This window comes from Nitriliruptor alkaliphilus DSM 45188 (assembly GCF_000969705.1).
In the GTDB taxonomy this organism is placed as follows: Bacteria; Actinomycetota; Nitriliruptoria; order Nitriliruptorales; family Nitriliruptoraceae; genus Nitriliruptor; species Nitriliruptor alkaliphilus.
In genome coordinates, this window is record NZ_KQ033901.1 from 3,927,643 (window position 1) to 3,948,520 (window position 20,878).

General features: G+C 71.9%; 19 protein-coding genes and 1 pseudogene. 6 read left to right on the top strand and 14 right to left on the bottom strand.

Annotation, left to right across the window (positions count from 1 at the left end; all coding sequences use genetic code 11):
* Nucleotides 1-59: 59 nt before the first annotated feature.
* Complete coding sequence (locus NITAL_RS18170) at nt 60-1,580, bottom strand: FAD-dependent oxidoreductase (RefSeq protein WP_052667573.1); 1,521 nt, start codon at nt 1,578-1,580, stop codon at nt 60-62.
* 293 nt (nt 1,581-1,873) lie between these two features.
* Here NITAL_RS18170 and NITAL_RS18175 point away from each other — a divergent pair, with 293 nt between their 5' ends.
* From NITAL_RS18175 to NITAL_RS18185, 3 genes are all read left to right on the top strand, one after another.
* Complete coding sequence (locus NITAL_RS18175) at nt 1,874-2,506, top strand: hypothetical protein (protein WP_052667574.1); 633 nt, start codon at nt 1,874-1,876, stop codon at nt 2,504-2,506.
* 152 nt (nt 2,507-2,658) lie between these two features.
* Nucleotides 2,659-3,186: an OmpA family protein gene (locus NITAL_RS18180; RefSeq protein WP_169786886.1), complete on the top strand. Its 528-nt coding sequence runs from the start codon at nt 2,659-2,661 to the stop codon at nt 3,184-3,186.
* On the top strand, nt 3,183-3,644 hold the full coding sequence (locus NITAL_RS18185) for a hypothetical protein (protein ID WP_052667576.1): 462 nt from the start codon (nt 3,183-3,185) through the stop codon (nt 3,642-3,644). The genes NITAL_RS18180 and NITAL_RS18185 overlap by 4 nt, the downstream gene beginning before the upstream one ends.
* Before the next feature lie 49 nt (nt 3,645-3,693).
* On the opposite strand, the gene NITAL_RS18190 is transcribed toward NITAL_RS18185, so the two are convergent.
* Both NITAL_RS18190 and NITAL_RS18195 read right to left on the bottom strand, forming a co-directional pair.
* Nucleotides 3,694-3,987, bottom strand: a complete 294-nt coding sequence (locus tag NITAL_RS18190) for a choice-of-anchor Q domain-containing protein (protein ID WP_052667577.1) — start codon at nt 3,985-3,987, stop codon at nt 3,694-3,696.
* Nucleotides 3,988-4,026: 39 nt separating this feature from the next.
* Nucleotides 4,027-4,368 (bottom strand): hypothetical protein, encoded by a 342-nt coding sequence (locus NITAL_RS18195; protein ID WP_052667578.1) that lies wholly within the window; start codon nt 4,366-4,368, stop codon nt 4,027-4,029.
* Nucleotides 4,369-4,594: 226 nt separating this feature from the next.
* On the opposite strand from NITAL_RS18195, the gene NITAL_RS18200 reads away from it, so the two are divergent.
* Entirely contained in the window at nt 4,595-5,683 is a 1,089-nt protein-coding gene (locus NITAL_RS18200; RefSeq protein ID WP_052667579.1) for a glycosyltransferase family 4 protein, read from the top strand.
* Between the two features lie 22 nt (nt 5,684-5,705).
* On the opposite strand, the gene NITAL_RS18205 is transcribed toward NITAL_RS18200, so the two are convergent.
* The 11 genes from NITAL_RS18205 to NITAL_RS27470 form a co-directional block, all read right to left on the bottom strand.
* Nucleotides 5,706-7,796, bottom strand: a complete 2,091-nt coding sequence (locus NITAL_RS18205; RefSeq protein WP_052667580.1) for an amylo-alpha-1,6-glucosidase — start codon at nt 7,794-7,796, stop codon at nt 5,706-5,708.
* Nucleotides 7,797-7,837: 41 nt separating this feature from the next.
* The gene (locus tag NITAL_RS18210; protein ID WP_052667581.1) at nt 7,838-8,179 is read right to left on the bottom strand and encodes a hypothetical protein; all 342 of its coding nucleotides are present in this window, start codon (nt 8,177-8,179) and stop codon (nt 7,838-7,840) included.
* An 84-nt stretch (nt 8,180-8,263) separates the two neighbouring features.
* Nucleotides 8,264-9,505 carry an MFS transporter gene (locus NITAL_RS18215; protein WP_052667582.1) on the bottom strand — a complete coding sequence of 414 codons (1,242 nt, stop codon included), beginning with the start codon at nt 9,503-9,505 and terminating at the stop codon, nt 8,264-8,266.
* Complete coding sequence (locus NITAL_RS18220) at nt 9,502-10,623, bottom strand: 1-acyl-sn-glycerol-3-phosphate acyltransferase (RefSeq protein WP_052667583.1); 1,122 nt, start codon at nt 10,621-10,623, stop codon at nt 9,502-9,504. The genes NITAL_RS18215 and NITAL_RS18220 overlap by 4 nt, the downstream gene beginning before the upstream one ends.
* A 265-nt stretch (nt 10,624-10,888) precedes the next feature.
* A complete protein-coding gene (locus tag NITAL_RS18225) occupies nt 10,889-13,858 on the bottom strand; it encodes an nSTAND1 domain-containing NTPase (RefSeq protein WP_169786887.1) in 2,970 nt (989 codons plus the stop codon).
* Nucleotides 13,859-14,013: 155 nt separating this feature from the next.
* Nucleotides 14,014-14,250 (bottom strand): hypothetical protein, encoded by a 237-nt coding sequence (locus NITAL_RS18230; protein ID WP_211262503.1) that lies wholly within the window; start codon nt 14,248-14,250, stop codon nt 14,014-14,016.
* A 907-nt stretch (nt 14,251-15,157) separates the two neighbouring features.
* A complete protein-coding gene (locus NITAL_RS18240; RefSeq protein WP_157041936.1) occupies nt 15,158-15,595 on the bottom strand; it encodes a hypothetical protein in 438 nt (145 codons plus the stop codon).
* A gap of 167 nt (nt 15,596-15,762) precedes the next feature.
* Entirely contained in the window at nt 15,763-17,040 is a 1,278-nt protein-coding gene (locus NITAL_RS18245; RefSeq protein ID WP_052667588.1) for a S1 family peptidase, read from the bottom strand.
* Between the two features lie 190 nt (nt 17,041-17,230).
* Nucleotides 17,231-17,701 (bottom strand): hypothetical protein, encoded by a 471-nt coding sequence (locus NITAL_RS18250; RefSeq protein ID WP_157041937.1) that lies wholly within the window; start codon nt 17,699-17,701, stop codon nt 17,231-17,233.
* 351 nt (nt 17,702-18,052) lie between these two features.
* Nucleotides 18,053-18,232, bottom strand: a complete 180-nt coding sequence (locus NITAL_RS18255; protein WP_052667590.1) for a hypothetical protein — start codon at nt 18,230-18,232, stop codon at nt 18,053-18,055.
* Nucleotides 18,233-18,514: 282 nt separating this feature from the next.
* Nucleotides 18,515-18,685 carry a hypothetical protein gene (locus NITAL_RS27470; RefSeq protein WP_169786888.1) on the bottom strand — a complete coding sequence of 57 codons (171 nt, stop codon included), beginning with the start codon at nt 18,683-18,685 and terminating at the stop codon, nt 18,515-18,517.
* A 1,494-nt stretch (nt 18,686-20,179) separates the two neighbouring features.
* On the opposite strand from NITAL_RS27470, the gene NITAL_RS18260 reads away from it, so the two are divergent.
* A complete protein-coding gene (locus tag NITAL_RS18260; protein ID WP_052667591.1) occupies nt 20,180-20,575 on the top strand; it encodes a helix-turn-helix domain-containing protein in 396 nt (131 codons plus the stop codon).
* Nucleotides 20,576-20,731: 156 nt separating this feature from the next.
* Nucleotides 20,732-20,863 (top strand): annotated as a pseudogene (locus tag NITAL_RS29635) (S-layer homology domain-containing protein); the annotation flags it as partial.
* Between the last annotated feature and the right edge of the window lie 15 nt (nt 20,864-20,878).

A 20,878-nucleotide genomic window follows, 5' to 3' on the forward strand; every position in this document is an offset into this window, starting at 1 on the left:
TGCTCGGCCAGCTCTCGGGTCACACGCAACACCGGCTCCGTTGTGGGGGTATGTCGTTCCTAGCAGTCGCTGCGTGCCCACGCGACGCAGCCGTCGGGGCGGACCAGGACCCACCCGTCGTCCCCGCCCGTCAGCCCCCGCAGCAGCCCGGAAGGATCGTGGTGGCCCCCGGGTCCGATCCGGATCACGGCCTCCACGTCCGCCTCGTCGCCGCCGTTCGGCGGGTCGTCCGTCTCCCCGCCGACACGCACCAGCGCCGGTCCCACGGGCAGCAGCTGGTGCAGGCGTCGCTCGCAGCCGTCGGGAGCGATCAGCAGCGGATCGGGAAGGCGGGTACCTGCGGCGCGATCGGCACGGTCGACGAGCGGTGACGCCGGCAGACGGAGGTCGAGCATCGCCATGCGACGCAGCGCTCGACGGTGCACCGCCGGGATCCGTAGCGCGGACCGCTGGACGGTGAACACCGTCCGGCGCAGCCACCGGGGGGCCTGGAGGTAGACGCGCGTGAGGGCGTCGGTGAACCGGCTCACCCCGCCGACGACGGCGCGTCGTTCGGCGTCGTAGGCGTCGAGCAGTCGGTCGGCGTCGTCGCCACCGACGGCGCCGGCGAGCTGCCAGGCGAGGCTGGAGGCGTCCTGGATACCTGCGTTCATGCCCTGGCCTCCGACCGGGCTGTGCACGTGCGCTGCGTCACCCGCGAGGAGGATCCGACCATGGCGGAACCGCGGACTCGACCGGCGGTGGATCCGGAACCGGCTGCTCCAGACGACATCCACCGGGCCCTCGCCGAGCACCGCGTCGACCCGGCGCTGAACCTCCTCGTCCGGCACATCGTCGGGACCGTCGGTCCGGGTCGTGAGGTGGATGATGCGCCACAGCCCCCGGCGGAGACGCAGGCCAGCGGTCAGCCCACCTGGTCCTGCGCGACGGTCGACCAGACGTGGCCACGGCAGGTCGTCCCGCGCATCGTGGACGGCGACGTCGGCCAGCATGGGGCGCAGCCGGTAGGTCCGACCCTCGAACCCCGCACCGATGACGTCCCGGACGGTGCTGCTCGCGCCGTCGCAGCCGACCACGTACTCGGCGTCCATCAGCCCGTCGGGGGGTCCCTCGCCCTCGCGACGGAACCGGACGCGCACCCCGTCCTCGTGCGGCTCGAGGTCGGTCACCTCGGCGCCGAAGACCACCTCGCACCGGGCGGTCTCACGGACCGCTTCGAGCAGGAGGCGTTCGGTCTCGCTCTGCTCGAGCACGAGCAGCCCGGGGCGGTGCACCTCGTCCTCGAGGCGGCGGAAGTCGAGGTGGAACAGCGCGTGATCCTGCCGGCCGGCGTCGTGCAGGACCAGGTCGGTGACCAGGTGTCCCGCTGCGAGGAACCGGTCCTCGATACCCCACCGGCGCAGCGCGTCCCGCGTGCGCACGTGGATGCCCGCGGCCTTGGAGTGGGCGCTGGTGGTCGGGTTCCGCTCGAGCACGACGGAGTCGACCCCGTGACGCGCCAGCCCCAGCGCCAGGGCCAGACCGACGGGCCCGGCCCCGACGATCGCCACGGGTGTGGTCGGACGCAGCGGGGCGGTCATCGGATCCTGCCAGCGAGGGAGACGTCACAACCGTAGGCACGACCCGCACCGCCGTCGCCCGCTCGGGGGCCGTGCCGCCCACGGCGACGGCGACCGCGGGGCGTGACGACGACGAGCCGGCCGGGGCCGGCTCGCGACGCTCCGAGCGTAGGGGCCACACCCCTCGCCTTCGTCGTCGCTCCGCTCGGTTAACCTCCGCCCGACGACGGGGCCTTCGTGGTCCCGGAGCTGGAGACGACGATCTCGACGGGGGCACCATGCGTCGTTCTGCGATCACTTCCCACCTGAGCCCTGTGCTCCTCGCCCTCGCCGCCGTGCTGGTCCTGGCCGCGTGCTCGAGCGACGACGACACGGCGGCCGAGACGGACGCTGCAGCTTCGAGCGACGCGGCTGATGACGATTCCGCGGACACCAACAGCGGGGCGACCTCCGATGACGACGGGCCGCCCAACGACGGCGAGACGGACGGATCGACGTCGGACGTCTCGGCGGAGGAGGCCGAGGGTGACGAGGACGACCGGGACTCGCCCTTCACCGTCAGGACCGGGGCGCTGGAGCTCGACGAGCTCATCGACGGCCTGAGCGGCCACCCCGGCGTGCAGGTCGCCGTCACCCGGGTGACGGTGGAGCCGATGGCCATCCTGGTCGACATCGAGCTGCTGAACGGCTGGACCGACACCGTCGCCCTGGGCGCTGCCACACCGCGCCTGGAGGACAACACCGGCCGCAGCTACGAGTTCGTCCCACCCTCGGACAACCCGAGACTCGAGACCCCGGCGGGCGGGAGCCTGTCGGCGACGCTCGCCTTCCGCGGCGCGCTGGCGACGGACGCCACCCGGTTCGACCTCCGCCTGAACAGCAACCAGAGCAGGAGCGGCCAGCCGTTCATCGGCATAGAGGACCTCCCGCTACCGGCGGACGACTGATGCGCAGCTCGGCTCCGAGCCGGGCCCCGTGGCTCGTCGCTGCGGCGCTCGCAGTCGCCGCGTGCACGGACACCGGCGCGCCCTCCGCGTCTCACGAACCCCTGCCCGATCGATCGGTCTTCGAGGTGGTCGACGGTCCCGGGGGTGCCGACGTGACACCGACCACGATCGATCTCACCGAGCCGGGCCCGGTGCCCCCCACCACCGTCACCGTGCGGGAACCCGACGCTGCCCCGGTCACCAGCGTCGAGATCCGGGTCGGCGAGGTGATCGAGTCCTTCGCCGGCGAGACCACCTCCGAGGGCACGATGCTGACCCTGGAGGAGACGATCCTGTTCGACTTCGACTCGGCGGAGCTGCGCGACGGGGCCGACGGAGCCCTCGACGACCTCGTTGAGGTGCTCGAGTACTACGACGCGGCGCCGGTGGAGATCGGTGGCCACACCGACGGGCTGGGCTCGGACGAGTACAACGACCAGCTCTCGCTCGAGCGTGCGGAGGCGGTCGTGCAGGGCCTCGTCGACCGCGGGGTGCCTGCGTCGCGCCTCACCGCTCAGGGCTACGGCAGCAGACAGCCCGTCGCCGAGGAGGAACTCGGCGACGGCAGCGACGATCCGGACGGCCGTGCGGCCAACCGTCGGGTCGAGGTGCTCATCGTCGGCGTGGAGCCGCCATCGTGAGCTACCACCGACGGGCTCTGCTGCTCGCGCTCGCAACGGTCGTGGCTTCTTGCACCGGGGAGCCGACGATCGACGACGTGGCCAACGACACCGCCGCGCACGTCATCCTCGACACCGGACTGCAGGTTGTCGTCGGAGACGTGCGGTTCGAGGACGATCTGGTCCGCGTCCCCCTCCAGGTCTGGAACGGGTCCCCCGAAGACGTCGCGTTCGCCGCCGGGGAGCCCGAGCTCGAGGATCCTTCCGGCACCCCGTACACGTACGAGGCTCCCGAGCCGGCGACGGACCTGTTCACGCGCTCCGGACAGGTCGCCCAGGGCGTCCTCGTGTTCCGACGCGCCCCGCGCGAGGAGGGAGCGGAGCCGAGATCGGATCCCGATCGCGTCAGCCTCGTGCTCAACCCGCGCACGAGCGGCGCACCCACCATCGAACTCCCCGACCTCCGGGTGACCCGGTGACCCGGTGACACGGCACGCGATGCGTGCCGGGTCACCGGATCTGCTCGGGTCAGGGGACCTCGCGCTCGACGGCGCCAGCGTCGCAGCCGTCTCCCTGCGGCCGGGTGACGCCGCGCTGATCGGTGGCGGGGCACCGGCCGGCGTCCGCGCTGCCGAGCACCGGGCTCCCCGCCGCGGGTAGGTGGGTGAGCGTCGGCCCACCGTTGTCACCCAGGCCAGCCAGCATCAGATCGCCGACCACCTCGTCGCCGCCGGTCATGCAGCTCGCGTCGTCGACCACGTTGCCGCCAAGCGACGTGAGCGTCACCGCACCTGGACCACCGAAGAAGGCGATGCAGGCCATGCCCGACCCACCGGACAGCGCCTCGCCGAACGCGGGGTGCTAGACGGCGGCGAGGGCGGTGACCGCCGCCAACGGCACCCCGACGCGCGCCCGCACGAGTGCCCGCCCGACCCCTTGGGGTTCGTCGATCAGCGTCACATCCGCCGCCACTTCCTGCTGGTCCTCCCGGTCGACCTCGTGGCGCAGGCACCACGGCCCGCCGGCGTAGACCGACGCGCCACAGCGGTAGCGACGACCAGGCAGCCCCGCGACCGCGACCCACGCCTGACAGCCGAGACGTGGATCCGACGCCCGCACCTCACGGACCTCACGGACCGCGCCGACCGAGACCGTCCACAGGATCGGTACGGCGAACGCCAGGCCGACAAGGATCAGGAGCACGACGACACCTCGTCGGGCCGGTCGGACGGACGGGTACGTGGCGAACGTAGCGTCGACTCGGCGACCACGGGTCTCGGACGCCTGGGCACACGGGGGGCCAGCCCGCGGCGTGAAAGCCGACCGGACGCGTCACCGACCCGCCGCACAGCGTGACCGGCCGGGGCCCATGGAAGGTTGCCGCCCGGCCGCGCACGCCGCATCGTCGGTAGGTCGGAGGTCCGTGGGCATGCGCATCCTTCAGGTCGCCCCACCCTGGTTCCTCGTACCGCCCCGGGCGTACGGCGGGATCGAGGAGGTGGTGGCGCTGCTCGCCGACGGGCTCGTGGCGACGGGGCACCAGGTGACCCTCCTGGCCAGCGGTGGCTCGCGGACCCGCGCCCGGCTGTGGAGCACGTACAACGAGCCACCGAGCGCACGCCTCGGCGACGCGGCCACCGAGTTGAGCCACGTGCTGCAGGGCCACCTGCACCGCCGCCAGTTCGACGTCATCCACGACCACACCGCCTCGGGCGCGGCACTCGGTGCCATGCCAGGTGGACCGCCAGTGGTGCACACGCTCCACGGACCGTGGGTGCCGGGGACCAGCGATCTGTGTCGCTCCCTCGGCGGCCGGGTGCACCTCGTGGCGATCAGCCACGACCAGGCGAACCGGGCCCCCGCGGATGTGCAGCTGGCGGGTGTGGTCCACAACGGGATCGACGTCGCCGCGCACCGCTACATCGGACCGCGGTCGGGGCACCTGGTCTTCGTCGGGCGTGCCAACCCGGTCAAGGGACCGGATCTGGCGATCGAGGTCGCCCGTCGCCTCGGCCGGCACCTGCGGATGGCCATCAAGGTCAACGAACCCGCGGAACACGCGTACTTCGACCAGGTGCTCGCGCCGATGATCGCCGCCAACGACGTGGAGCTCGTGACGATCACCGAGCCGCGGGCGAAGGTCGAACTCCTCGGCAGCGCCTGCGCGGTCCTGTTCCCCATCCGGTGGCCGGAACCGTTCGGGCTCGTGCCGCTCGAGGCCAACGCCTGCGGGACCCCGGTCGTCGCCTTCGCCGACGGTGCGGTGCCCGAGGTCGTCTGCGACGGTCGCAGCGGTGTGCTCGTGCCCCCGGGCGACCTCGATGCCTTCTGCTCGGCCGTGGAGCGGGCGGAACGGATGGATGCCACCGACTGTCGGGCGGTCGCCGCGGAGCGCTTCGATGCCAGCGTCATGGTGCGCAGCTACGAGCAGGTCTACGCGCGGGCGGTCGCGAGCAACGGCACCGCTGCTCCTCCGCGGCAGTGGCCGGTACCGCGTGCGGCCGCGCCTCGCTCGTGAGCGCACCGCCCACGCGGCCGGATCAGCGTCGTCCGCCGCCGGCCCGCGACAGGGTCCGGATCTCGAGGTCGGAGGCGCGCAGCTGGTGGGTCACGCCGTCGTCGCGGTCCACGGTGATGTCGAGCCAGCCGCCGGCGAGCGGCACGTCGTGGAGCTCGAGACGGCGGAACGGCGGCGGCCACAGCGGCGAGAACGTGACGTACCCGTCCGGGACCCGGGCCTCCGGCCGGAGACAGGCCCGCACGAGGAGGAGCGACGCGGCCGCGGCCCAGGCCTGTGGTCGGCAGGCGGTGGGGAACGGCACGGGGAAGTCGGCGGGCTCGCGCGAGGTACCTGCGAACAGCTCGGGGAGCCGCGACCGGAAGTAGGGCGCGACGGACACCAGGCCGCGAAGCAGGGTCTCGGCCTCCTCCGTCCGACCGTGGAGGGCGCAGCCGTAGGCCGCGATCGCCGTGTCGTGCGGCCACACCGATCCGCCGTGGTACGAGAGCGGGTTGTAGCCGACCGCGGACGTGGCCATGGTGCGCAGCCCCCAACCACTGTGCGCCTCGGGCGTCACCAGACGGCGCGCCACGGCCGCCGCCTGGTCGTCGTCGAGCAGCCCCGACAACAGCACGTGGCCCATGTTGCTGGCGACCCCGTCGACGGTCTGGCCGGTCCCGTCGACGGCCACGGCGAGGTAGGGGCCCTCGTCGTCGGTGAGCCAGAAGGTCTCGTGGAAGCGCCGACGGAGCTCAGCTGCGTAGCGGCGCCACTCGTCGGCGCCGGGTCGGCCGAAGCGTTCCAACAGCTCGGCGCCTCGGGTGGCGGCGTCGTAGGCGTACGACTGCACCTCGACGAGGGCGATCGGCGGCTCGGGGAGGCGGCCGTCGGCGAACTGGATGCCGTCGTGGCTGTCCTTCCAGCCCTGGTTGTCGAGCCCGCGCGTGCCCTGCTTGCGGTACTCGAGGAACCCGTCACCGTCGGGGTCACCGTGGTCGCGCATCCAGGCGAGGGCCGCTTCGGCGTTGGGCAGCAACTCCTCCACCTCGGCAGCGGGCATCCCCCACGACCAGGCTTCGTGGAGCAGCACCACGAACAGCGGCGTCGCGTCGACGGTGCCGTAATAGTTCGGTGGGAGGTCGCCGCGGTGCACGAGGCTGCCGCGCCGGATCTCGTGGAGGATCTTGCCTGGTGCCTCCTCCGTGTCCGGGTCGAGGCGCCGCCCCTGCCGCCGAGCCAGGGCGCGGAGGGTGCCAGCCACGAGGCCGAGGTCGAACGGCAGCGACATGAGGCCCGCCCACAGCGCGTCGCGGCCGAACAAGGTCAGGTACCACGGGCTCCCCGCGGCGTAGAACCGGTCCTCCGGTCGGAGAGGGTCGCGCAGCTTCAGCGACGCGAGGTCCTCGAGGCTGCAGTGCACGAGCCGGGTCAACCGATCGTCGGAGCAGCGAAGCTTCGGGATGTCCTCGGTCGGAGGAGACGCGGCCTGCGTCGAGAACGCCTCGCACCGGCGCTGCGGCCGCGCCGCGCCGTAGACGTCGACGATCTCGACGTCCACGCAGCAGCGGACCTCGCGCCGTCCGGGGATCTCGAGGTCCCAGCCGAGGCGATCGCCCTCGGCGACGGCGCCGGCCGTGCCTCGCAGGACCACCTGCTCGACACCGGCCTCGCGGTGGATGGCCAGCTGGCCGTCGCTGGCGATCGGCGCCGGCCGCGGGTTCCGCCGGCCGTGCTTCACGTCGAAGATGTAGGCGAAATCGCTGCCGCAGCACAGGCTGACGTGCACCGTGGCGGGCCGCGAGGACCGGTTCTCAAGGAGCAGTTCCTCGTGCAGCGACCCGTCGACCACGCGGCGCCGGGTCACCAGCAGCGTGGCGTCGATGGTGTGATCCTCCCCCGGCGCCGCGTACCCGTGGAAGACGGCACGGGCGGCGTCGATGGCTCGACCCGCCAGCGGCGAGGGTGGGACGCCGTCGAGCAGGAACTCGAGACGGTCGAGGAACCGGGTGTCCCGGACGTAGAAGCCCTGGTCTCCTCCCGACACGTCGCCGTCCGGTCCCGAGACGAGGAACGCCTCGCCGTGGACGGTGGTCACCTCGCCGAGCGGCCCGACGTGGCTGTAGTCGGTCATGGGCGTCTCACTTCGTCGCCGCCGGGCCAGGTCGGTGTCGGTCAGCCGCTCGCGGGTGGCATCGTCGCCGGACCCGCCGCGGTCGCCTGCTTGCGCGTCGCCTGCGTCCGCGTGGCCTTCTTGCGCGTGGCCTTCTTGGCCGACGTGCGCTTGGCCGTCGCCTTCTTGCGGGGGGCTGCCCGCCCGGTGCCACCACCAGCGGTCTCGTCCGCCTGCTTCGCTGCGGCGTTGAGTTGATCGAGGAGCCCGTTGAGCTGGTCGATCCGCGCGTCGATCGCGGCCCGTTCCGCCTCAGCGTCGCTCAGCTCCTGCTCGGTCTGCGAGACCGCGTCCCGCAGCGCCTTGGCGGTGGCCCTGACCTGCGCGATCAGCTTGTCGTCCATGCTCGTTCCTCGTCGTCCGGTCGGTGGTGCCTCGCAGCAGCTTCACCGGCCCGAGGCGCGACGGCAAGAGGTGGCGGGACCTCGTCACGCCTCGAGGTCCTCGAGTTCGAGGCCACGGGTCTCGGGGAGCGCGTGGAACACGACCGCTGATGCGGCGACGATGCCGCCCAGCGACCACGCTGCGACCGTGAACCCACCGGTGGCGTCGGCCACGATGCCGAAGGTGGCGAGCCCCAGCACCGCCCCGATGACGCCCGTGACCGTCAGCCAGCCGGCCACCGTCGCCCGGATCGCAGTCGGCACCAGCTCCGCGGCCAGTGCACCCTGCGCCGGCGCGAACGCACCGCCCAGCAGGACGGTGCACAGGTAGCCGACAGCCAGGTGCCCGAAGCCGCCGGAGTAGGCGACCGCGACGGCGAGCCCGGTGCCACCCAACGTCACGGCGCCCGTCACCCTCCGCCCGAACCGATCGGCACCCCACCGCCCCAGCAGGATGCCGATCAGCCCCATCGGCCCGGCCGCGAGGACCAGGGCCGCCACCTCGAGCGGTGATGCGTGAAGGACCCGCTCGCCGTAGACGAACAGGTAGGTGAAGCCGGGTCCCGTCGCCATGGCGATCATCCCCACGAGGAACGCCAGCACCGCGACCCGACGGCGGTAGAGGCGTGGCACGGCGCCGGGGAGGCCGTCCGCTCGCACGCGACCTCGGGCGATGGCTGGCTCACTGACGTGGGGGGCCAGGAGCGGCACGAGCAGCAGCGGGACCAGGGAGAACGCTGCCACGACGCGGAACGACGGGTCGCCCGGCAACAGCCCCCGCCCCACCGAGACGATCCCGGAGCCGAGCCCGTAGGCGGCAGCGATCAGCCCGAGCGCGCCGGCACGGTCCACCGACCGCGAGGCTTCGGCGGCGACCACGCCAGCCACGGCGTTGAGCGCGGACAGGCACGGCCTGGCCAGGGCGACCAGCGCCACGTACCACCAGAACCCCGGGGACAGGGCCGCCAGGCTGCTCAGGCCGTACCCCACCGCGGCCACGCTCAGCAGCACGCGGCGTCGACCGTGCCGGTCGGCCACGGCGGCGAGCCAGAGGCTGCCGAGGGACGCCGCACGGACCACCGCCAGTGCGATGCCGACGGTGGTGACCGGCAGACCGATCCGGCCGAGCGAGCCATCGTCGACCGTGACCTCACCGAACGTGGCGGCCACGTCCCCCACCACGGCCGTGACCCCGAACGCGCTGATCCCGGCCCCCAGCGAGAGCCCCGCGACCGAGAGCACGGGAGCGGTGAGCCACGACCGCCGGCGACCGGTACGCGCGTTCACACCAGGTCCGGCTCGCCGCTGTGGCGCAGGATCAGACGTCGAGCTTCGTGGTGCAGTTCGGCGGCTCCCTGCCAGCCGTCCTGCCGCGTGGTGACCGGGGGCCCCACCGTCACCGTGACCGTGCTGCGTCGCGGGAGGGACCGCCCCACGGGGAGCAGGGCCCGGGTGCCCCGGATGCCGACCGGCACCACCGGGACCCCGGACCGCGCCGCGACCAGGAACGCGCCGGTCCGGAAGGGCTCCAGGCCCCTGCTGGGCGACCTGCGGCCCTCCGGGAAGAAGACCACGCTGCGGCCGGCGCGGACGGCGTCGGTGAGCGCTTCGGCGTCGGCGACCCCCCGCGCGCGATCACCTCGTCCGACCAGGTGCACGTGCATCCGCCGCAGGAGCAGCCGCAGCAGCGGGTTGTCAGCGATGTCCGCGACCGCGGCGAAGACCGCCGGTTCCTCGAGCAGGAAGGCCAGCACCAACGGGTCCACGTGGCTCGCGTGGTTGGCCACCAGCACGAAGGGACGAGCACGCGGCAGGTGGTGTGCGTCAGCGATGCGGACCCGGATACCCGTGAGCAACGTGAGCAGCCGGCCGGCCGCGCGCACCAGCCGCCAGCGCAGGGCAACGGTCGGTGCCATGACGATCAGCAGGCCGGTGAGGGCTGCGATGACGCCGAAGGCGGCGAGGGTCCACGCCCCGTGGAGCCTCGCTGCCAGCGTGGGTCGGTCGTGGCGGTCGGGCAGGGCCGGTGGCGTCGCACCGTCGGCGGGAACGGTGGGGGGCGTCCTGGTCGGCATCCGGAGAGGGGGCGGCCCGACATCGTCCGATCCGCCCGCCGTGGCATCGCTCGCGGCGGCCGCTGCCTCCAGCAGATCGTGGGGCGTGCGGACGTCGACCAACACCTCATCGGGGAGCGCAACGTCGAACAGCTCCTCGGTCCGCACCAGCAGCTCGGCCACCGACAGGCTGTCCAGGCCGAGGTCGGCCTCCAGGTCCGCGTCGAGGCTGACGGCCGGCACCGCGTGCTCCCGGCGCAGGTCGGCCACCACCTCGCGGACCGCAGCGAGCAGCGCTTCGGCGGCGCCGTCTCCGGCCGGCTCGAGGGGCCCACCACGTCCGGTCTGCACGGGCCCTCCCTCTGGTCACCGTCGGCCCCGCGGGACGTGTGGCACCGCGGCGGCAGTCTGCCACCGCGGAACGCTTCTGTCCGTGGCGGTCCGGGTGGCTCGGCCCGCGCCCCCGCTGGTCGAGCCAGATCATCGCCGAGATGCGTCGCTACGTCCTCGCGGATCACCCCGAACCCGGCTACGTCCCCCGCTGCCGCGGCTGACCGGTCCACGGGTCGGGCCGCCTGAACCTTCGCGTCCTTCGACCGCCGAACGGCGGGCTCCGCTACCGGGCCAACCGCGGGGGTTCGTCGGGGACCGTCGGCACCTCGATGCGGCCGGCGACGATGTCGGCCTTCAAGTTCTCCAGCTGCGGGACGAGGTGGTCGATGAACCCGCCGCTCGTGGCGTAATCGACACCGCCGTTGGCGAGGTCGAACGTCCTGAGGCCGGCCTCGAGCCGTCCGGCGCGGAAGTCGACGATCGAGTCGTGAACCGCGCGGTCGAAGCGCTTGAGCATCGAGGTGAGCAGGTGCGGCTTCCAGTCGTCAGGGCCGTAGTCCCACAGCTTCGTGCCGCCGTACACGTGTTCGTTGCGGTACTCGTCCGCGTCGACGCCGATCGCCCACAGATGTCGGGCCTGGCGACCGCTCTCCGCGACGGCGGTCTCGAACAGCCCGAGCCCGGCGTGTCCCGCGGCGTGGTAGACGACGTCCGCTCCGCCGCGGTAGAGGGCGGTGGCGGCGTGTGCGGCCAGGGTCGGGCTCTCGAACCCGCTGCTGTCGGGGTGCCCGGTCAGGTAGACGCTGTCGATCTCGATATCCGGGGCGACGTGTCGTGCACCGGCTTCGAAGCCGGCCTGGAACCGCCAGAGGATCGGCAGGTCGACGATCGCGCCGATGAACCCGATGCGGCCCGTCGCGCTCGTCAAGGCGGCCGCGGCGCCGACGAGGAACGATCCCTCGTGTTCGGCGAAGCGTGCGTAGGTGACGTTGGGGTGCGGGTCGTACACGCTGTCCAGCACCACGAAGTGGGTCTCGGGGTGCTCCCGTGCGTGGTCGCGTTTGGCCACACGGTTGCGGACCACCACGAGCAGCGGCACCCCCTCGTCGGCGACCCGCTCGAGCGTCGTGTCGGAGACGGTCGCGATGTGCTCGACGCGGATACCGAGCTCTGCCGTGGCCCGATCGGCGCCCGACTTCAGCAGCCTGTGGATCGCGCTTACCTCGCTCGGGTCGGCCACGATGACCACCTGGTGCTGGTCTCGGCTCGCCTCGAGGTAGGCGTGCGCCTGCGCCGTGAGGACCAACGTCGTGCGCTCGCTCCAGGCGCGGTAGTGGTCGAGTCGACCACCCGCGAGCAGGTAGCCGGCGTCGCGTCCGGACGCGATCCACTCGTCGACGGCGGCCGTGAGGTGCTCGAGCTGGCGGAGGTCACCGCGGTGCTGGTCGATCCAGCCCCGCAGCCGGTCCCACGCCTCGAGCAACGCCTCGTGCGCGACCTCGACGGTCGCCTCCCCGCTGGCCGCATCGCGGTCGAAGGTCACCAGCCGGTGGTGACCGAAGCGGTCCAGCACGCCTGCCAGCTCCACCGGGTCGAGGTCGAGGCCGGTCAGCTCGCTGGCTCGAGTCCGGCGGCGCACGTCGCGCGAACCGTCCCCGGGCGTCACGAGCCGGAGGAGGACCTGCTCGGCCAGCACCTGCTCCGACGGGCTGAATCGGCCGTAGAGGTCCTCGGCGCGGCGCGACAGCGCGCCCTGCAGGCCGCCGAGGTCGTGGTAGGAACCCAGGGTGACCGTCTGATCCTGGCGGTGCTCGAACAGCTCGGTCAGGACGTACTGGAACAGCGGGAGCGCTCCGGGCCGACCTGCTGCGTCGCTGATGAGCTCGGCGACCAGCGCCGGCTCGATCTCGACCCCGGTGCGGCGGGTCGGCTCGGTGATCGCCGCCCCGAGCTGCGTGACCGTCAGCGGCAGGACGCTGACCACGCGTGCCGAGAACAGCTCCGCGAACCCAGAGTGGAGCAGCGGCCGGTCGTAGAAGTCCGCGCGGATGGTGACCACCGCCCGCACCCGGCGGTCCTCGTCGACGAGCGCGGCGACGAGGTCGCGGAGGAGATCGGCGGCGGCATCCTCGCCGAGGTTGAAGAGCTCCTCGAACTGGTCGATCCACAGCAGGGTGTCGGTCGTCGGTCCCGAGAGCGCCGCCGCGAGCTCGGCCTCCGGATCGTCGCCCGGAACGATGCTCACGATGCGCCATGCCGAGGACCCTGCGACCGCACCATCGCGCAACGCCGGGATGAGGCCGGCGGCCACCACGCTCGACTTCCCGGAGCCGGACGGACCGACCACGGTCACGAGCGGTCCGCCGGAAGCCAGCGCTTCGCACAGCTGCTCGACGAGGTCCTGCCGTCCGAAGAAGTCGGCCCGGTCGTCCTCGGTGAACGGACGCAGTCCCTTGAACGGGTTCCTCGACGGGTCCGCTCCTCCGAGCGCGGCTGGAGCGCCGAACAGGGTCGTGTCCTGTAGCAGGATACGACCCTGCAGCTGCCGGAGCGCGGGGGACGGATCGAGTCCGAGTTCCTCCCGTAGCTGGTGGCGGAAGGTCTCGTAGGTCCGCAGCGCGTCCGCCTGTCGTCCGCAGCGGTACAGGGCGAGCAGCTGCAGCTCACGAGCCCGCTCACGGAACGGCTGCTCCTCGACGAGGCTGCTCAGCCCCGTGAGCGCGGCCTGAGCATCGTCCAGGCGGAGTCCGGCGTCGGCGAAGGCTTCCACGGCTTGGGCGTGGAGCTCCTCGAGGTGACGAATGTGGGGTTGCGTGAAGTCGGCGTATCTCAGTTCGGCGAGCGGAGGGCCGCGCCACATCCGCAGGGCATCGCGCAGTGCCTCCGCACCAGCGCGGACGTCGCCGGTGCGGACCGCGCGACCACCGTCGACCACGAGCCGTTCGAAGCGGGCCGCGTCCACCGCGTCGGGTTCGGCGTGGAGGACGTAGCCGGGCGTACGCGTCGTGATGACCGCCGATGTGCCGGCCTCGTCGAACCGCTTGCGGAGATCCGACACGTAGATCTGGATCGAGTGCGCGGCGGTCCGGGGTGGGTCGTCTCCCCACAGGAACCCGACCAGGCGGTCGGTCGCGACGATCTCGTTCGCGTGGAGCAGCAGGGCGGCGAGGACCGCGCGCTGCTTGGGCGGGCCGAGGTCGACCGGACGGCCGTCGCTGGTCGCCTCGATCGTGCCGAGGATGGCGAAGTCCACGCTGGTCACCCCGGTCCGCGCAACGCGATCCGGCCGCGCTGGCTCGAAGGTTCCCCTCACTCGGGAGCGTACATCGGAGGTTCTCCGGTGGTGTCGGTGCGGTCGGGGCAGGTCGTGCCGTGCGGCGATCAGACCTGCCACGACGCGGACCGGACCTACTGGTCGCGCCACTCGGGCGCGTACCAGTCGGCCTGCGCCTCCCAACGACGCTGGTCGGCCTCACGCTGCCGCGCCTCTTGCATCCGCGCGTAGTGTTCGGCCTCGGCCTCCAGTCGCGCCGTCCAAGCGTTCGCGCCCCGGATCTCCCCCGATCCGCCGGCGGCAGCCGTGTACGCCACCCACCCCGCGGCCGCGCCGAGGAACAGGCCGAGCAGCACGACCAGCAGGACCAACGAACGGCGTGCGTGACCCGGCGTCCGTCCGGGTGGCGACGGTCCATCGCCCGTCGTCTCGGTTCGTGGTGTCAGTACCTGGCTCATGGTGACCCTCCCGCGTGGTCCTGTGGCGGTCGCCGCTGCCGCGGCGCCGTCCTGCGACCCTGCGGGCTGGCCTCGAGTCGACGTCAACGACGGCTCTACGTGGCCTCTAGACCCGACGACGGAGGTGGTGCGGGCGGCCTCCGACGTGCCGAGGCACTCGCGCGACGCCGCCGGCCTGCCCCGCATCGCGTCCACCAACGCCGACACACCCGGGCCACCTTCGCTCTACGTGCCGGCTTCAACATGGTGTCACGGCCAGCGAGAACGCCCCCGACATCAGTCGGGGCGTTCCGTCGATCCTGTCGAAACTGGCCTCGTAGACCGGGCTAGCCGCGAAGTGCGCGAGAGAGGACTGTGGCCCTCGAGCGAGGGGAGCTCCCCTACCGGGGTCGCCTCAGCGTCATGGCGCCGAACCTCATCGGTCCTGTCCCGTCCCACAACCACTGTCCGGTCCTTCGTCGCTGCGGCCACCAGGTCGCCACCGAACCGTACTGAGCACGTGGGACCCGCGGCTGGGACCGGCGCGCCGGCCACCCGTGTGAACGGCTCCACTCCCCCATCGCTGCGCATCCACGTAGGGTGCCGGAGCGAGCTTCCGCCCGAACGAGGCACGGTGTCCACTTCCGCTCAGCTGCAGGCTTCGGCTGAGGTGTTGCGCTCCGAGGCGGCCACTGCGGAGAGCCACACCGTGAGGGTTCCGGTCGAGGCGTACGTGGACAAGCTGCGCCAGTGGCCGGACTCGACGGAGGCGACGAGGCCGGCGGTATCCCCGGCTGCCGAACTCACCAGACGCTGATCGGTAGGCGAGCTGGCGGTGCGGTCACGGCTGGGTCGGCGGTTCCCGCCCGACGGGAGCATGCACCACCGGGATCTCGGCGACGTGGATCGGCCTGGCGCTCCACGGTTCCAGCAGCTCCGCTGCGCGGTCGATGTCCTGTGCCTGCGCGACGACCACGTTGTCCGGCTCGTGGATGCTGATCGACAGCTCGCCCAGGTCCGGGTGCGTCTCCAGCTCACCCGCCAACCGCTCGAGCTCGGCGAGCGGGTAGGTGACAGGTTCGAGACGTAACCGTCGGCCGTCGGCGACCTGGCGCAGCTGGTCACGTTCGGCGTCGCTGACCTCGTCGACGAAGCCAACGACCAGCGTCCCGTCCTCGGCCCAGAACCCCCCGTAGCGTCCTGGACCGAGGAGCTCTCGGGCGCGGCTGCGTACCGCGTCGGGCGTCTCGTCGGGAGTGTCGCCGATCTGGTCCGGCACCTGCGCTTCCTCTGCCGTCGGCTCCGCATCGGAACTGACGCTGACCGGCGCCACCGCCTCACCACACCCTGTCGTGAGCAACGCCGTGAGGCCGAGCAGCGCGGCGCGGCAGAGCCAGCGCGGCTGGATGCTGGACCGTGGTCCGTCGGGGCGTGCGGCCGAGTCCATCACGGGGCCGTTGTCCGCACCACACCGCCGACGCGGGCCTCGATCCTCCGGATCGGGGTGTACGACATGAGCCGATCTGCGGCCTGGCGTGGGCACACCGCACCTCCAGCTTCGTCGAAGTGGAACCTTGCGCCTGAAACGATGCCCTGAGCGGTACTGGTCCGCAGGACCGACCCTCCGGAGTCACCAGGCAGAGCACAGGCGTTGGTGAACGTCTGCCCGGTCAAGAGCGTCCCGCCGACGATGATGTCCCGGTTGACCGCAGTGATGGTTCCGCAGGTGTTCCCCGTGGTCCGGCCGAGCTTGCAGCTGGCCTCGCCGACGTACTGGTCGGCGGTGACCCTGCGCGCGGTGATGCGGTGCGTCTTCACGTTGTCGTTCCAGTACGCCATGTTGCTCGGCTGCCACGGTGCGACCTGGCTGAACACCGCCCCGTCGGTGTCGCCGCTGAACCGTGAGACAAGCATCGTGCCCCAGGTGACACCGGCGTGGCTCACTCGAACGTTGGCGCCTTGGCAGTGCCCTGCGGTGTACACCACGTGCGCGCCGTCCCGAACACCGGTGAAGCCCGAGCTGCACACCGGCCGCGGCCCGGTCGTCTCCGGCCCGAAGAAGATCTCGACCCCTCCGCGGGCGACCGGGGTGCAGTTCCTACGACTCACGCACGTGTCGGGCACGAGCTGTGCCAGCTCGACCGGTTCGCTCTCGTTCACCGTGAACGGGATGTTGGGGAACCGGGCGGCGACCTCAACTGCAACCTGCGCGCCTCGTCCAGGATGCGCCTCCAGCGCGACCGCGTTCGCGACAGGGTCGACACCGGCCTGGTGCCATCCCAGGTCGTCGGGAAGCACCCTGACCACCGCTTCGAGGTCACGCAGCGGGTGTACGGCGGCAACGAACGTGAGGTCGAGACCTTCGCTGACCGCAACGAGCCGGGCTTGAACAGCCGGTGGCACACCGCCCGCGGCAGCGACGGACATGCGGGCGGTCGCCGGCTCGGTCCAGAACCCGGCGAACGCGCCACCGAGCAGCGTGCGTGCCAGCCGGTGGGTCGCGTCGATCCGGTCCACGTTCAGCAGCGCCTGCTCCACCTCGGAAACCGGGACGCCGGTGTCGCGGGCGATAGCGGCAGCCTCCGCGCTGAGGTCGAGCTCCACCTGTTCGGAGGCGGGCGCGTCAGCGGCACGCTCGTCGGCTGCGGAGGCAGGTACCAGGCCTACCGTCAGAGCGACGACGACCGCGGCGGTCGTCGTCGCGAACTTCGAACGGGTCTTCACGCGGGCGTCTCCAGGTCCAGATCGCGCCCGCTCGGGACCGTGCGGGCGAGACCCTTTTCCACCGTGCGACGTCCGCAACCTCCCCAACGACGCGTGGCGTGCGCCCGCCACGCTCGGTGTCGCCTCAGCCGCGCGCCTGCGGTGGCCCGCGGCAGCCACAGGTGGCCGGCGCGCGACAGCCCGTCGACGTTCACGCGATCGGGCGTGTCCAGTACGGCAGCGTCTGCGGGACACCGGTGTGGAACTCCACCTCACGAAGAAGGCGGACGAACACACTCGTAGGACGCTCCGACCACATCGCCGCCAGCGCCGGTACCCGCCGGCCTTCGGCGGTGAACAGCACCGCGCGGTGGAACCGCACGTGCATCCGGAGCTCGAGCCGGTCCAGATCGGCGGTCCGCACCCGACGGGTGCGCCACATGCTGCGGACCACCAGCACGTCCCCGTCGGCCTTGACGTACGCGCCGGCGACCCGCCACACGCCAAGCGCGAACAGGGCCGCGAAGAAGTACCCGTCCGAAACCCCTGACGTCGCAGCCTCCGCGACGTAGCCGATGATGAACGGCAGAGACATCGCCGCCGTCACGAGGGCGGACGGACGGTTGTAGCACCGCTTGCCTGGCGGTAACCGCCCGCCGGCTGGATCTGGGTCCTCTGCCACGTTCTCTCCGGTCCGGTCCATTCCGACGGTGCGTGACGGTCACCTGAACGTCAGCCAGCTGCCTGCCCCGCCGCCGCACGCACCCTCGCTGCAGGCGGAAGGATGCCGGACACGATGCGTGCAACGTGCAACGAGCCGACCTTGACGTGGAGCTCCCCGAACGGCGCCGGCCGATGGCAGATCTCCGGCACACCCCGCCACCTGGACGCCACCGCCGCTGTGCTGCGCGACCGGTTCGGTCACACCAGCGTCACCTGCAGCTGCGCCGACGACGAGGAGCCGGTCGACCCGTACGAGGTCACCTCACGCACCGACGGCCAGCAGGTCGAACACACCATCGTCGGTCCTGGGTCAGTTGATCGCGCGACCGATCTCGTGCTGGGAAGGGGCGTGGCCTGCGCGCGCTGCGGCGGTAACGAGCGCGCGAGCACCGTACGGCTGGATGTAGTCGACGGCCGCCAGCGCGCCCGCATCGAAGGTTCCGGCCTCGGCGATGGTCCACCCTGCGGCGCCACGTGTGCGCGCGGGCACGTTGGCATCCGCGACGACGGCTACCAACGCTCGGCGGCTCGCGATCGACAGGCTCGGCTTCGCCGACGCGATGTCGAGGAGCGCCTCAGCGACATCGTCAGAGTAGGCTCGGGTCGTGTTCGTCGCTCATCGTTGCCTCCTCGGCGCCGCCGCCGGCCCTGGTGGCCGGCGCGCAGAGCGAGCGCATCAGCGCGACGCTGGAACGTCGAGGCCTCGACACAGATGTCCCAGCCATCGCTGGGACGACCGCCCACCGCGAGGACCACGGCCGGCGTTCGGACCTCACCGCCCCCGTCGTCGGACCGGCTGCGGGGCTTCGGCGAGCGGGTGGCGGGTGTCGGGCGCCGTCCCCTGGAGCGACAGGGCGCCGGCTGGGTCCGCGTTCGTCGGCAGTAGTCCGTCGCCGGCGGCGAGCTTGAACGCGTAGCGCATGGCGCAGACGTAGGTGCGCATGGCGCCGTCGCCGGTCTCCTGTCCACGGCGAAGTCCCACTCACGACTGATGCGGCGAGCGTGGTGGAGCCAACGAGCGACGCGGTCGTCCGGCCACGGCTTCGAGCGCGCCTCTCCCCCGTTTCGGGCGTAAACGTGGTCCTCGAGCGCGAAACCGTCGGCCAGGAGCCGCAGCGCGGTCCTGTAGGTGCGTCGCGTCTCGGTCTTCCGACCGCTCAACGAGCGGACGACGACCGGGACGTACTCGGCGATGGTCGGCCCCGAGCCGTTAGCGCCGCCTTCTGGAGCCGCGGGCGCCGCCGCGGAGCTCTGGTCCTGCAACGCCGCGATGAGCGCCTCGAGGTCGAGCCCCTTGCGGTCAGCGGTGTGCTTGAGGTCGTCGGCCCACTCGAGGATTCGGTCGTCCATCACAGATGCTCCTCGCTCATCAGGGTGTCGAAGTCGTTGACGGCCGCTGGAGGCCTCTCCGCCAGCCCGCCGGCCAGTAGGAGCCGAAGAAGTGCGCTGGGCGCAACCACGGCCACCGCCTCGAGGGTCGGCAGGTTGACCAACAGCGCCTGTCACGCCGATGGCTTGGCGTAGACCCGGCGTCAGGCAGAGCTGCCACTTCGCATCGACGCGGACCGTCTCGACCGCGACGCGGGTGGCACCAGGCAAGGTCGGTAGCGGGATGGGGTGAGCGCAGCCCTCGCACGCGCAGGTGACCGGGCCTTCCCCGCGGGCACCGACGGCCTCGGCGTCGCGCAGCCAGAGCACCTGAGCGCCGCGGTCGACCTCGACGCTCAGCCGCGTCGTGGCGTCCCAGGCCAGTTCGCTCAGCAGCTGCCGGGTGGAAGCTCGGCCCTGCCGGTCGAAGCGGACGCTGTGGACCGAGAGGTCGGCAGCAGCCAAGGACGGCAGCGTCAGGACCACCACTGGCGGCAGGTCATCCACCGCGACGAGGTGCCGGTACGCCGTCGGCGCTGCGTGAGCGGACTCGCGACCGGCGACCATCGCATCGGTCCGCAGCTTGGTGAGGAAGGGGCTGGTCGGCATCTCGTCGTCTCCTCGACGAGAGGCCACCGTCCGGTGCCGATCGGTGCGTGCAACCTCCGGCTCAGGCGGGCCCGGACGAGACGATGCCCCGGTCGGAGGAGCTCCGTCCGGGGCATCTGGCTGCAGGGCAACTCCCCTGCTGGTGGTGCGCGAGAGAGGACTTGAACCTCCACCCTCTTTCGAGGACACGGCCCTCAACTATGCGGGAGCCATCCGCTGCCGTGTCGCGCGTTGCATGTTCGTGCCTCTGACCTGCGGAAACACGACGGTGTCGTTCCAACCGGTTCCGTCGGATGTCACCGGTTTCCCGCTCCCATGGTGTCAGGATGGTGTCAGGGCACGGTGCACGAACCGACCGCACGATCGCATCCGAGATCCGTAGACGAGGCGAGATCGACACCCGACCACCTCTTCGACTTGTGGTTACACTTGTTCCAGATACAGGCCGAGGAGTTCGGTTATGGACAACGACCGTGCGGAACGCTTCACCGCGCTCGACGAGCAGCTCGAGAGCGCGCTGCGTGCCGCGAGCGATCAGCCGACCGTGGTCGTGGTCGGCGACGGCGAGCCGGTCGCACTCCCCCGCCAGACGCTCAAGACCCTGCACAAGGTCGTCCACGGCCTGGCCTCAGGGACCGAGCCGCTGCTGACCACCACCGAAGCGGCCGACTTCCTCGGCGTCTCGCGGCCGTACCTGACCCGGCTGCTCAAGGCCGACCGGCTCCCCTACCGCAAGAAGGGCAACCGGCACCTCGTTCCGGCCGAGGCGCTCCGCGAGTTCAAGGCGCACCGTGACCGCCAGCTCGACCAGCTCGACCGCCTCGCCGAAGCCGAGGAGAACCTGGGTCTGCGGTGAGCCGCCCCGACGACCTGGTCGCGGTCCTCGACGCGAACGTCCTGTACCCGCAGTGGCTTCGCGACGTGATGCTGACCCTGGCCGCGATGGGCTACTACGAGCCGCGATGGTCGGGGCAGATCCTCGACGAGATGCGGCGGAACGTCCTGGCCGATCATCCGACCATCGACCCGCAGCGCTTCGACGAGACGACCATCGCCGCGCTTCGCCCGGGCGATCTACTGGCTGGCGGACACGGGCATCGCGGGGGGCACCGGCGACGGAACGAACTTCTCGCCGAGCGCGAACGCTTCTCGGGCCCAC

What these genes read in the sequence shown, in the direction of transcription:
- NITAL_RS18260 (WP_052667591.1), top strand. Translation starts at nt 20,180, where the DNA reads ATGGACAACGACCGTGCGGAACGCTTCACCGCGCTCGACGAGCAGCTC.
- NITAL_RS27470 (WP_169786888.1), bottom strand. Translation starts at nt 18,685, where the DNA reads ATGCGCACCTACGTCTGCGCCATGCGCTACGCGTTCAAGCTCGCCGCC.
- NITAL_RS18190 (WP_052667577.1), bottom strand. Translation starts at nt 3,987, where the DNA reads ATGGCCTGCATCGCCTTCTTCGGTGGTCCAGGTGCGGTGACGCTCACG.
- NITAL_RS18205 (WP_052667580.1), bottom strand. Translation starts at nt 7,796, where the DNA reads ATGACCGACTACAGCCACGTCGGGCCGCTCGGCGAGGTGACCACCGTC.
- NITAL_RS18200 (WP_052667579.1), top strand. Translation starts at nt 4,595, where the DNA reads ATGCGCATCCTTCAGGTCGCCCCACCCTGGTTCCTCGTACCGCCCCGG.
- NITAL_RS18170 (WP_052667573.1), bottom strand. Translation starts at nt 1,580, where the DNA reads ATGACCGCCCCGCTGCGTCCGACCACACCCGTGGCGATCGTCGGGGCC.
- NITAL_RS18210 (WP_052667581.1), bottom strand. Translation starts at nt 8,179, where the DNA reads ATGGACGACAAGCTGATCGCGCAGGTCAGGGCCACCGCCAAGGCGCTG.